Below are 12,698 nucleotides of genomic sequence, written 5' to 3' on the forward strand. Positions count from 1 at the left end.
AAGGATGTTGAATTCTAGTGAATTGCTAATTGGCACTTACTAGATTCAGAATGAAGGCTACTGAACGCTTCTAAGTCCGAAAATGATTAGAATGTGTATAGGTAGCCTTCTTACTTTTGATTAGCATTTATTGAGGGGTTTTAATCCTATGGAAGTTATTGCTTACGTATTTATTCTTGCCTGTCTAATCGGGTTATTTTTCTTCGCAGTCTTTTTCCGCGAAAAGCCCACTCGAATCTAGATATATCGAGCTTTTGTTTTACTAGCTGTATTTGGCAGTCAGTAAAACAGGTTCAAATCTAAAAACCGCTTTCTTAGGAAAGCGGTTTTTTTGTAGCAACTGCCTTTATTCGGGAATCAATCCTTTAGGGGGAGTGATTTCTATTCGTTTACTTGCTATATCAACGATAGGGACTAGAGCTGAGACAAATGGCAGCAGTATCGTCTCGGTAGTACCAGCGAGTTGGACTTCAAGTAGATCATTACCTGCACTGGCAATGCTAACGACTGAACCTACTACTGTTTGCGTTTGATGATCAACAACCGTTACCCCAATCAAATCAGACAGATAGTATTCGCCCTCTGCCAAGATGGGGCGATCATTACTTCGAACTAAAATTTTGGTTCCTTTTAAAGCTTCGGATTGATCTCTAAAGTTGACATTGGCCAACTTCACCACGTACAGTCCTTTACTTTCAAGAAGACGTCCTTTGAGAAGTTGAATTTCTTCAGGAGGCGATGAATGAGTCGGGGTGGCTAGCCAACGGGGTCCCGGCTGGATAAAGCGCTCAGGGAAATCTGAATCTGGGAAAACTTTAACCTCACCATTTAATCCATGGGCACCGACGATGGTGCCAACTTCTAACCATTCTTCTGCAGTCTCATCCACTGGTAGATCTGGGGAAAGGGCGTCACTCACAGTTGTGTCCTTTTAGTTGAAATGAGCTGGAAAGACAACATCTGCATTTTAGGTTTGATACACTGTTTCGATAACTTGAACGAGTCGCTGCATAGCAATGGTAATTTCTTCGTCAGTTGCCGTCAGACTAATGCGTAGACATTGATATTTGTGGGGCCAATCTTGCGATAAACCGGGGAAGAAGGAGTGGCCGGGAACAACAATGACTCCTACTTGTTTGAGCTGTTGATAGAGCTGCCAGTCGGACATCGGCAATTCATTGAGCCATAACCAGGCAAAGATAGCCCCTTCACCTAGATGTAAAAACCAGGGCAGGGTCGAGGGCATCTGTTGGTCGAGGACGGATTGGAGGAGAGCTAGCTTGGCTTGATAGTAAGGACGGATCACCTGGACTGATATATCGGCTAAGGCACCGGATTGAATGGCTTGGGCTGCGATCGCTTGTCCGTATCGTCCAGAATGAATACAGACATTGGTTTGGAAGGCTTCTAAGGTTTGAATGATACGCTCATCTCCAATCGCAATACCAACCCGTTCTCCAGGTAAGCCTGCTTTAGACAAACTCATACAATGGACTACATTATTTCCCAGAATGGGGGCTATGTCGGTGTAATTCAGGCTGGGATAGGGTGGCCCATAGGCCGAATCGATTAACACTGGAATATCAAAAGGGGCGGCCAGATCGGCAATTTGTTGGACTTCCGCTTCGCTCAGGACGTTGCCTGTGGGGTTACAGGGCCGAGAAAAAATAATACAGCCTGTGTTTTCATCGAAGTGGAGCTGATCAAAATCCGGTCTGTATTTAAACCGATGCGCCGTTTCATCAATTTCTAAGGTCGGTTGATAAGCTTTTAAGGCTTCTGGAGTCAGGCAAATGCCACCATATCCGGTATAGTCCGGCGATAGGGGCAACACAATGTTTTTGAGCTGACCTGTTTCAGTTATCCCTCCAAAGGCATTAGCAGCTAGGAAATATAGGGCTTGGCTTCCTGGCGTAATCAGGATTTGGCGATCGCTAAGGGTTAAGCCATAACGCTGATTAAAATCTTTTTGAATCGCCTCTACTAAGGGCTGATAGCCCTGGCTAGTGCCATATCGACAGACGACTTCACCATAATCAGGACTCTCTAACAATTGGGCTGTGCAGTCCCGCCATAGCTGTTCGACTTCAGGCAGGATGACAGGGTTACCTGCACTGAGATTGATAAAAGCTTCATTCGGATTGGCTCTCAAGGTTTCGATGATGTCTTTCATGATGGCGCGAACACCCGTCAAAGCAGACATCTGATTGCCAATTTGAGAAAGCGTTAGAGGCATTGATTACGAGCCAATCGAAAAGAGTTTATCGTTTTGCACCTAGGGCCATGCCTTGCAAAAGGTAGGGCAGATCTCAATATCTTAGGGGGTGTCGGCTGAACTAGCAATGCCTCTGGATTCATTCCTAGCCATTAGAATCAGCAGAAACGCCATAGGATCTATCCTAGGGAATCGATGGTGTGACCTAACGATGAATGATTTGTGGTTTCAACGATCAAACAGTAAATCTAGCAATCTCTGAAAACTTTCTGTCGTTGGATGGTGCTTATAGCGTCGCAGCCTCTCAATACAGGGTTGTATATCGGGGTGGAACCAATGGGGAACGAGTAGCGGTGCAATGGTGGTTCCCCAAAACAAGCCCTGAGTCAAAGTCGTTACATTAGCCGGTCGACGTGTTGTACTGGCACTGCTGAAATCCAGTAATACAGGACCTTGGCTTGTCACAATACTATGTGCCGTTACACACCGAAGATTGCCATGATCTAAGCCTACTTGATCCAGCTGAAAGGCTTGCCAGAGGAGTTGGGTTAAATGGGATTGCAGGGTCGCACGAGTCCAGGAATGGGTCCCTTGCAGCCAAGCCAACAATGGTTGCCCCATTACATAGTCCATTAGTAAAAAATTGGGGCTGTGGCCCAGGAGTTGAGGACCGACTTGTTGAGTATTGGCAAGAGTCAACATAGAGGCTTCTTGAGCCAATGAGGCATGGGATGCATCTGTGCGTCGAACCTTCAGGGCGATCTGCTGCCCTTGGCACTGGACTAGCAAAACTAACCCGCAATAGCCTAATCCTAGGCAGTGCCAGCTTTGAACTTGCTTGGGTCCCCAGTCATAAATTGCCGTGACGCCCAGATCTGCCAATTCGGAGATGCGATCGCAACCCACTACATCCCCCGGATAGGCCAGCAGCCTCTGGTGAGGGGATTGCAGGATTTCGGCTACAGAGACCGCAGTTAATCCAGTCGAGTCCACGTTGATTGATCCAAAGCTATTAATTCGACGCCACCTTGAACGTCATTAGATGATAGCGATCTCTGGCTGCAAACCCTGCCTGTAAGTAAAGTCGTTTCGCTCTGTCATTAGTGCGGGCAACTTCTAAGTGCAATGCGGCAATCTTGAGACTGGCAGACTGGTGGATTACAAACTCTAAAGTTTGTCTACCGAACCCTTGCCCCCGCGCTTCCTCGATAATAAATAGCTCATCAATAAATGCATCGCGGCCTCCCAACTCAATGCTGTAGCCAAAACACAGGGCAACGTACCCCACCACTTTTTGGGAGGTGAAGATTAACCAGATTCGTCCAAATTGAGAATCAGGACCGAGCAAAGGCAATAAAGCATCACGCCGTTGTTGTGGCGATAGAACAATCTGTTCAAAGTCGTGGCAAGCCCGCACTAACGGCAGTAAGACTGCAATATGAGAGTCATCTGCCACTTGGAAGCGAGGGCTATCCATTCTGGGAACTGAGGGCAATATTCATCTAAGGAAGGGGGTTAAGACGCATGAACAGTGCGCAATGCAGCTCCTGATCTGCCGCCATGAGAAGATTGCGGAGGAATATGAATCTTAAACTCATGGCGTAAATCGCAAAGGCGTTGATCCAAATAAGCCGCATACTCTTCAGCAGGCCAACGACGCTTCATTCGTAGTGCCCGAAGTACAGTTATCAAGATCTGGGGAATGCTTCGCACCCAGGTCTTAATCAAATGTCGATGGCCAATCTCTGCCAGTACACTCCGATGATCTGGGTGGCGATTGACTTGATGCATTGCTTGTAACGACACGGTTGTCCCCAAAGCGGTCCAAATATGGGCAATAATCTCTCCCCCTAAATGAGTGGGACAGCCAAACAGGACATGAATCGCATCATGCATATCAATGTCGGTTAGCAATTCCGGCGCAACTGTTTCTGATGCATCATTCTCCACCACTTCAACTTGGTGAAATTCATAAATCCCTTGGCGTAGGGTTTGGGTGGATTGGGGGTTGAGATAGTTGAATGAAGCCATGCCATGTACCTCGAATAACTCAACAAAATAAGGAGACAGGCGATATACCGCTGTAATGCTTCTCTCTGGAAGGGTAGCCTGCTTTCAGCATAGTGGATTCTGAAATTAAGGATAGAGCTATCCGATGGAACTCGCGACCTTAGCTTCCGTAACCCCCAGTTTTTCTAAAGCCACAGCCGCTTTAAAAATCGTGTTCTCATCGTAGGGACGGGCGATCAGCTGGATACCAACGGGCAGTTGATCTGGCAGGAAGATCGGCACTGAGAGCACGGGCAAGCCAATAAAAGAGAGGGGTTGGGTGTAATGGCCAAGATGAGGACGAATGGGTACTGTTTGTCCGTCTAGTTCCATTGTCGTTTGATCGATCAAGGGGGCAGGGCAAGGAGTCGTAGGAGCAATAATCAGATCTACAGTCTTGAAAATCTCTCGAACCTGATCACGATACCAACGGCGAAAACGCTGGGCTTGGAGGTACCAGCTATTGGGCATCATCGCTCCGGCGACAAAGCGATCGCGGGTGGCAGGGTCAAAATCCTGTAGGCGGGTTTGTAATCGCTGCAAGTGGAGCTGGCTGCCTTCGCTGGCGGTAATTAGGTAAGCGGCGGCCCTGGCCCGAGCCGATTCAGGTAAGGTCACAGTCTGAGTGACTTGTAATGCGGACGATACTTTTTCTAGGGCTTGGGCCACAGTGGCAGTCATACCTTGGGAGAAATACTCGGTTGCGATGGTCTTCGACCGGCCTGTGGCCATCGCAACTCGTATCCCGGTCATATCCCCGGATAAATCAGGTGCAATCGGTGGACGATCCGTACAAATGGGGTCACGAGAGTCCGGCCCTTGAAGCACCTCAAAGGCTAGGGCAATATCTTCCACAGAGCGGGCAAAGGGACCAATATGATCCAAACTGCTAGAGAACAAATAGGCTCCTGCCCGAGACAGACGACCATAGGTGGGTTTGAAACCATAGACCCCACAGAGCGACGCTGGCACCCGAATCGAGCCATTCGTATCTGAACCTAAGGTCAGCGGCACGAGACCAGCCGCTACAGATGCCGCCGATCCACCAGAGGAGCCACCGGACATTCGAGACGGATCGTGGGGATTGGGGGTGACACCATAGTGATGATTGAGAGTGACAAAGCCATAGGCATATTCATCCATATTTAGTGCCCCTACTAGAATTGCACCTGCAGCTTTTAGTCGGGCTACAGCGGTTGAATCTTGGGTAGCGGGTGTATGACTTTGATTAATTTTGGACCCGGCCAAGGTGACGGTTCCAGCAATATCAAACAGGTTTTTAACTGCAAAGGGCACCCCTGCTAGAGGGCCTACGGTTTCTCCTGCAGCCAGCTGACGATCAAGGGTTTCTGCTGCGGTTAAGGCAGATGAACCTAGGAGTGTGGTGAAACAATTGTGATTCTCTTGGTTAGAAATTTGCGTCAATGCTGCCTTAACGACAGACGTTGCCGAGCGCTCTTTAGTTTTGACCTGGTGGGCAATTTGGGCCGCCGTCAAACTCATGGTTCAAACTGAGGCGCAGCCTCTAAGGTATCGGGCAAAGGAAAGTCTAGGACAGGCTGAGCAATCCTGTGAATCTGCTCAAAGCTCTCAACCACACCTGGGAGCTGATCTGAGGGAATAGATAGCCCTAATAGCTTGGCCACCTCGGTCACATACGCTGAGTTAAAAGCATCCGAACCATCGGATGTTGAAGCTGGAAGCTTTGACATGGGGTAGGTCTGAAGAGTCAACAGGTCTAGAATAGCGAACCTATAGACAGATCGAGTGCGCCAGTTTCCCCAGCTTCGAAGGAAAGAGCGCCCCAGGGATGTCCTCAATTCTGCTCATAATAGAAGAAGTGCATAACGACTATCGCCCCAAAGGAATCCATGGCTAGAGACCTGAGAAAATTTATCCAACGCCTCGAAGAACGAGGACAGCTACAGCGCATCAAAGCCTTGGTGGATCCCGAACTGGAAATTGCAGAAATTTCGGATCGGATGTTGCAGCAGGGTGGGCCAGGACTGGTGTTCGAGAACGTCAAAGGCTCTGACTATCCCGTGGCGGTGAACTTGTTGGGCACTGTGGAGCGCACCTGCTGGGCGATGAATATGGAGTCCCAATCCGAACTAGAGGATCTGGGCAAAAAGTTAGCGATGCTTCAGCAGCCCAAGCCGCCGAAGAAGCTGAACCAGTTTATCGACTTTGGCAAAGTCCTGTTTGATGTGGTCAAGGCCAAACCCCAGCGAGATTTGCTGCCCCCTTGCCACCAGGTAGTGCTGAAAGATGAGCAAGTGGATTTAAATAAAATCCCCATGATTCAGCCCTATATCGGCGATGGCGGCAAGGTCGTCACCTTTGGTCTAGTGATTACCAAGGACTGTGAAACGGGGACGCCCAATGTGGGGGTGTATCGTCTACAGTTGCAGTCTAAGAACACCATGACGGTGCAGTGGCTGTCGGTACGGGGCGGCGCACGGCATTTACGCAAAGCAGCAGAGCAGGGGAAAAAGCTAGAGATTGCGATCGCAATCGGTATCGACCCCCTAATCATCATGGCCGCAGCCACGCCTATCCCCGTAGATCTCTCAGAATGGTTATTTGCCGGACTCTATGGTGGGAGTGGGGTTCATCTAGCCAAGTGCAAAACGGTGGACTTAGAAGTGCCCGCCCAAAGTGAATTTGTGTTGGAAGGTACGATCACTCCGGGTGAAACGGGTGTAGATGGTCCCTTTGGCGATCATATGGGCTACTACGGCGGTATCAATGAGGCCGCCCCACTGATTCGGTTTCATTGCATGACCCACCGCAAAGATCCCATCTATCTGACTACCTTTAGCGGTCGCCCTCCCAAAGAAGAAGCCATGATGGCCATTGCCCTCAACCGGATTTACACGCCGATTTTGCGACAGCAGGTGTCAGAAATTGTGGACTTCTTTTTACCGATGGAGGCCCTGAGCTATAAGGCAGCCGTTATTTCCATTGATAAAGCCTATCCGGGGCAAGCTCGCCGGGCAGCCCTAGCCTTCTGGAGTGCCTTACCCCAATTCACCTATACCAAATTCGTGATTGTCGTCGATAAGGACGTCAATATCCGCGATCCGCGTCAAGTAGTCTGGGCGGTTTCTTCTAAGGTGGATCCCGTGCGAGATGTGTTTATCTTGCCGGAAACACCCTTTGATACCCTTGATTTTGCCTGTACCAAGATTGGGTTAGGCGGTCGCATGGGCATCGATGCCACAACCAAAATCCCCCCTGAAACAGATCATTCTTGGGGAGAGCCTCTGAAAGCTGATCCAGGCGTGGCAGCCATGGTGGATCGCCGCTGGGCTGAATATGGTCTGGCAGATCTGAAGTTAGGTGAGGTAGATCCGAATCTATTTGGTTATGAGATGCCCTGAGTCTAGATTTGGAAACTGTCCCATATCTATGTGCGAAGATCATAAGTGAGATCAATGAGTTTAAGGTTGCTATCTTTACAGATGGAATATGTTCAGAAACGTTAGTAGGTTGCATCTAAATCTTTATTCCAGTCATTCCTTTCTCTGAAGAGGTTGCGAGACATGCCACAGATTCAGAGATTGTCCAAGAGATTGATAGTGTTGGTATGTCTAGTGATGGGGCTATGCAACACTGAGGGACGACCGTATTCAATTGTGCTGGCAAATCCAGCTACTGAGGGTTCTACAGATTCGAAACAATCTGAAAAGATGTCCCAAACTAAGCAAGGATATATCGAAGCAAAGCGCCGCATTCAAGAGGCTCTATCATCTCAGGCATCTTCCTTAGATTTGCAAGGACTATCACTAACACAACTTCCTCCAGAAATTGCAAAGCTCACTAAACTGCAAGAGTTATACCTCATTAAGAATCAGCTGAATAGCCTGCCACCAGAAATTGGAGCGCTTAATAAGCTAAAAATGCTGTTCCTAAGCAACAATCAACTGAATAGTCTGCCACCAGAAATTGGACAGCTTAATAATCTTCAATGGCTAGACCTCAGCGAAAATCAACTTGAGAGTCTACCACCAGAAATTGGACAGCTCAATAACCTACAAGAATTATTTCTTATAGGCAATCGACTGAGGAGCCTGCCACCGAAAATCGGACAGCTCAACAATCTGGAAGGGCTAGACCTCAAAGAAAATCAATTGAGGAGTCTGCCACCAGAATTCAGACAGCTTACCAAGCTGCGAACCTTAAACCTTAGGGGAAATCAATTGAGGAGTTGGCCATCAGAAATCGGTAGACTAGTAAATTTAAGATTTCTTGATCTCAATAAAACTCAACTTACTAACCTGCCAGTAGAAGTCAGGCAGCTCACCAATTTAAAAGGGCTCAGTCTCAGGAATAATCAATTGAGTAGACTGCCACCAGAAATCGGACAACTCAACAATCTTCAAGGGCTAGATCTTCGTAATAATCAACTTAGTAGTCTACCCGAAGAGATCGGACAACTCGCGAAGCTGAAAAAGCTAGACCTCAGTAGAAATCAACTGAATACCCTACCACCGGAAATTGGACAACTCACCAATTTACAAGGACTTTACCTCAGCGAAAATCAACTGAATCGTCTGCCGTCTACAATCGGAAAACTTATAAATTTGGGATTTCTTTCTCTCAGTAGAAATCAACTGAAGAGCCTACCACCTGAAATCGGACAGCTCACCAATCTGCGATATCTTTATCTCAGTGAAAATCAACTGAATCGTCTGCCGCCAGAGATAGAAAATCTGCTGCCACGCACATATATAGACTTTAAGGTAAATCCATTTTGAACAAGTACAGCCAGCTTTCGAGATAAGCTGTATCACACAGCCCAGATTTTTTAGAGCCGTTAGAATCAACCGTTAAGGTTGAGAGCGTTCCCATAATCTTCCCAACTCTCTCAAAACTGTCACTGCAGGCGGATCTACAACCTGAGCTTTAGGCTTCAACAAGACTCCCGTGTTCTGTTTCCACAATGCTGTAGCGTTATTTTCTAGCTTGACATCAGGATGAACCGGACGAAAGCCATATTCAATAAACACCTTCTGCTGATCCGGCTGTGATAGGTATTCAATAAAGTCTCGGGCTTTTTTTGCCATTGGCTCATCCACTTGACGGCGAACGATGGCCGCGGTGGGTTTAGTTTCCACCGTCGGGTTAATTTCATAAATTTGATAGGGCTGCCCCTGGGACACTTTAGACTGCTGCCATCGATTCAGGGCTACACTTTCGTAATTGGTGATGATATCGGCATCATTTGCCCCTCGGGCCACAAATTCCTGCATCAGAATATCGCTGGACCGGGCAGGCTGATAGATAGAGCGTTTCAAGGTAGACACTGCCGATTGGGCGGTCGGGCCATTCAAGTCAGCTGTTTGCAGAGAAGACTTTTGCAGTTTATGGGACAGCCAGAGACTCAACGTCATTTGCCCACTATTAGATCGAGTGGGATCCGTCATCACAAAATCAAAACTACCCCAGTTAGCAGAGCCACCAAAAGATCCCCACTGCTGGGATTTCATGGCCATTTCTACTCGATTCCAACTAAATTTGCCGTCTGGGAATAGGGCCTTGCCGCGCTCCGGCCAGGTAATCGCAACGAGGCGGGTTTTCGCTAGAGGTTGAGGTTCACCGTAAAATGCAGGCTCTGAATCCGTCCACCGCTGTTCCAGGCGTTTAAGCGTATCCTGATTAGCGGGAATTAATACCGTAGGCTGAAAATCATTGCGGTCATCGATAAATCGATTAACCATATCCAACGACCCCTGCACCTTGAGATCAATGCGGATTTTGGATTGCTGCTGATGGAAGGTCTCAATCAGCTTTTTTAGAGGAGGCTCTAACTCAGAGCCACTGACCACCACTAGGGTTTGGACCTGATCATCCGGCAGTGGGTAAAACGTTAATCCCAAGGCTGCTGCAATAATAGCCAGAGAAATATATAAGGATCGCTGAGACTTCACCATATTTCTCCCTAGGTCAATACCAACACATCCAGGTTTTCTTGAAAATCTCGCAGTTCATCACTAAGATTTTTCAGTTCAGCAGATTGACTCGCTTCAGCTAAGTCCGCACTGCGCAACTGATTCTGCATCGCCTGTAATACGCCAGCTGACTCGGCAATGAGCTGGGACAGACTGAGAAGCTGGGCTTGTCGAGCATCTTGCCCTTGCTGGGCCAGGCTAATGTTGCGCTGGAGGCTTTGGTCGAGCTGTTGCAGTTGCTGTTGGGTCGCCCCGGAACTTTGAGCCAGTTTTTTTTGAACTGTCACCCGCTGCTGTTGTAACTCCTGCACGGACAGAATTGAATCATCGCCATGGAGTCTTTCAGCCATGGCTTCGATCTTTTGGGGCAATTCGGTGGTGCGATCGCAAGCATATTGCAACGTCCCCAACAACTCCATCTGCAACGATTGCGTCAGCAGCTCCTGGGCTTCTATCTTCAGCGATAGGGCTTTTTGAGCGAGCTTATTTGCCTGAGTTCGCAAATTTCCCAGCTCCTGTTCTACGGCTGGACTCCGCTGTTTTGGCTTGGCAGCCTTCGACGATTCCGGCGCAATGATTCCAGCTCCCACTATGGCAACCCCTACAGATAAGGGCAGCATGATGAAACTGTTGAGCTTCGCAATCCTGACACCACCAACTAAAACAATCCCACCTGCCAATACAGCTAAGGGAGAGTACAAGGGGTTAACGAGTTTCACCTCAATATCCTCATCACAGTCAATTGCTCCTCACTAAAACTCAACTTGTAAGTCCGCCATCAATGAGGCGATTGAGGCCGGATCTCCCTGACGGTAATAGCCGCCGTTCGCTTCAGCAATTTGCTTCAGCACATCCGGGGCAAAATCTCCCGAATTTCCATACCCCACCGTAAAAATAGCAATCCGCTGTTTACCTTCAAAACCACTTTTTTTCAGTCCAGCCAACAATTGAGATAATTGCTGGCTAGACCCAGAATCTTCACCATCCGTCAGCACAATCACCGCATTAATCGCATCGGACCGCAAATTTTGGGTGAGCCAAGTCTGCGCTGCCAGAATGGAATCGTACAATTTTGTATTTCCATCTGCTTTTAAAGCTACGACAAACTCAATCCCTTTTGACTGCCCCTCTGGCGTACCATCTACTGATACAGGCTTGCGAACCACTGAGTCAAAGTCAATCAGTGAGACCTTTTCCTTGGGGCCTAGACCTTTCAGGTAAGTCTGGAGGGTAGACTGCACAGCAGCCAGTTTGGCCCCCGTCATGGATCCAGACGAATCCACCACAATCACTACTTGAGAGGGTTTCTTGGCTGCTGTTTGCCAAGACTGGATCATCGCTTCAACCACTTCCGGCTTCGGCACCCGATAGGAATCGTACTTGGGCTGAGTTTCTACACCCCAATTTTTAGTGAACTTGTTCCCCAGAGACACCCCTGGTGTTCCGGGCCGTAATCCTAACGTTGTGGCAATTTGCTGAGTGTCTGGCTGGCGGAGGTATTGAATCACTTGCTCTGCGGCTTCTTTCTCTGCTGAACTAATCCACGGCCCCGTCGCGAGAATTCCCCGCATGTTAGAGGTATAGGTATTCCCGGGATACACCGCCTGATAGCGAGGTTGCCCAGCCGGGACTTGGGCATTGGCTGCAATCACAGAAGACTCATATACAGACCCCACCGAAGCCCAAAAAGGACCATTGGTCACCATTGCCTTAGCCAAAGAGGTTGTTGATGTCCCATAACGGGTAATTTTTTTCTGAATTTCTCCCACTTTGCCTTGGTGAGCAGTCACATCAGCAACCGTAAGCTGCTCCGGTCGCTTGCCTGAGACTGAGGCAAACTGGGCCACCAGGGTTTGTAGCCCCGAGTTAGAACGAGTAGGGGCCGTATGTACATATCGCAGGGGCAGCGGCTGACTGCCAGCATCTAAGTCCTTATGGCTCTTGGCAGTTAGCAAAGCTTGAAAGGGATCCTTAGTCTTCCGCAGGCTTTGGGCTAAATCCTCCCGCACCATAAACACCATCGGGCTATTGGCCAGCAGGGGAGCATCGGCCACGGTGGGCAAATAGTTTTGTCCCGGAAAAAGCTGGTTAAATTGATAGGCTAACTGGTCAACGTAGATGTCACCATCCAAGGAAACAAGGGTAGGCCAGCTGGGGTCCTCAGCGGAAACACTACCATTCTTTAGAGAGTCTGCCTGGGTTAACAGCGCTGATACGACATCTCCACTGCCTTTAGCGACACATTTTACATAAAAAGAACTGCCATCTTTTAGCGTGGGTCCCGTTTGGTTGAATCGCTTCATGCTTTGTTGGCAAAATTCCCCCATCGCACTGCCAACTAGAAAGGTTACCTCCATGCCTTGATTGTTCGAAGAGGGGCTTGTGGTGCTATTGGGACCACCGGCACATGCCGTACTCAGCGCAACCAGTAATGCAGCCTGACAACGCAGCAGGGTTCTATGGGGCGATAATTTCACCAT

13 protein-coding genes are annotated in these 12,698 nt (G+C 48.6%); 3 read left to right on the forward strand and 10 right to left on the reverse strand.

The genetic code is table 11. From position 1 onward, the window contains the following. Positions 1-148 precede the first annotated feature (148 nt). Complete coding sequence (locus tag I1H34_RS21600; RefSeq protein WP_212662988.1) at positions 149-241, forward strand: photosystem II reaction center protein T; 93 nt, start codon at positions 149-151, stop codon at positions 239-241. Between the two features lie 105 nt (positions 242-346). On the opposite strand, the gene rimM is transcribed toward I1H34_RS21600, so the two are convergent. From rimM to I1H34_RS21635, 7 genes are all read right to left on the reverse strand, one after another. After that, complete coding sequence (gene rimM / locus I1H34_RS21605; RefSeq protein ID WP_235109897.1) at positions 347-919, reverse strand: ribosome maturation factor RimM; 573 nt, start codon at positions 917-919, stop codon at positions 347-349. Between the two features lie 48 nt (positions 920-967). Next, a complete protein-coding gene (locus I1H34_RS21610; RefSeq protein WP_212662989.1) occupies positions 968-2,236 on the reverse strand; it encodes a valine--pyruvate transaminase in 1,269 nt (422 codons plus the stop codon). Between the two features lie 207 nt (positions 2,237-2,443). Continuing rightward, positions 2,444-3,208 (reverse strand): serine/threonine protein kinase, encoded by a 765-nt coding sequence (locus tag I1H34_RS21615; RefSeq protein WP_212662990.1) that lies wholly within the window; start codon positions 3,206-3,208, stop codon positions 2,444-2,446. A gap of 19 nt (positions 3,209-3,227) precedes the next feature. Next, positions 3,228-3,692, reverse strand: coding sequence for a GNAT family N-acetyltransferase (locus I1H34_RS21620; protein WP_212662991.1), 465 nt, complete (start codon positions 3,690-3,692; stop codon positions 3,228-3,230). A 38-nt stretch (positions 3,693-3,730) separates the two neighbouring features. Next, entirely contained in the window at positions 3,731-4,246 is a 516-nt protein-coding gene (locus I1H34_RS21625; protein ID WP_212662992.1) for a hypothetical protein, read from the reverse strand. 117 nt (positions 4,247-4,363) lie between these two features. Continuing rightward, positions 4,364-5,767 carry an AtzE family amidohydrolase gene (locus I1H34_RS21630; RefSeq protein ID WP_212662993.1) on the reverse strand — a complete coding sequence of 468 codons (1,404 nt, stop codon included), beginning with the start codon at positions 5,765-5,767 and terminating at the stop codon, positions 4,364-4,366. Further along, entirely contained in the window at positions 5,764-5,976 is a 213-nt protein-coding gene (locus tag I1H34_RS21635) for a DUF4089 domain-containing protein (RefSeq protein WP_249369475.1), read from the reverse strand. Before I1H34_RS21635 ends, I1H34_RS21630 begins: the two co-directional genes overlap by 4 nt. 159 nt (positions 5,977-6,135) lie before the next feature. Here I1H34_RS21635 and I1H34_RS21640 point away from each other — a divergent pair, with 159 nt between their 5' ends. Together I1H34_RS21640 and I1H34_RS21645 are read left to right on the forward strand one after the other, a co-directional pair. Next, entirely contained in the window at positions 6,136-7,647 is a 1,512-nt protein-coding gene (locus I1H34_RS21640; RefSeq protein ID WP_212662994.1) for a UbiD family decarboxylase, read from the forward strand. A gap of 309 nt (positions 7,648-7,956) precedes the next feature. Then, complete coding sequence (locus I1H34_RS21645; RefSeq protein WP_212662995.1) at positions 7,957-9,024, forward strand: leucine-rich repeat domain-containing protein; 1,068 nt, start codon at positions 7,957-7,959, stop codon at positions 9,022-9,024. A gap of 72 nt (positions 9,025-9,096) precedes the next feature. Here I1H34_RS21645 and I1H34_RS21650 read toward each other — a convergent pair whose 3' ends face one another. From I1H34_RS21650 to I1H34_RS21660, 3 genes are read right to left on the reverse strand one after another with little or no spacing between them, the layout of a single operon-like run. Then, positions 9,097-10,200 (reverse strand): substrate-binding domain-containing protein, encoded by a 1,104-nt coding sequence (locus I1H34_RS21650; protein WP_212662996.1) that lies wholly within the window; start codon positions 10,198-10,200, stop codon positions 9,097-9,099. An 8-nt stretch (positions 10,201-10,208) separates the two neighbouring features. Next, positions 10,209-10,937 (reverse strand): hypothetical protein, encoded by a 729-nt coding sequence (locus tag I1H34_RS21655; RefSeq protein ID WP_212662997.1) that lies wholly within the window; start codon positions 10,935-10,937, stop codon positions 10,209-10,211. A gap of 33 nt (positions 10,938-10,970) precedes the next feature. Then, on the reverse strand, positions 10,971-12,698 hold the full coding sequence (locus I1H34_RS21660; protein WP_212662998.1) for a VWA domain-containing protein: 1,728 nt from the start codon (positions 12,696-12,698) through the stop codon (positions 10,971-10,973).

It is taken from the genome of Acaryochloris marina S15, assembly GCF_018336915.1.
Taxonomy (GTDB): domain Bacteria; phylum Cyanobacteriota; class Cyanobacteriia; order Thermosynechococcales; family Thermosynechococcaceae; genus Acaryochloris; species Acaryochloris marina_A.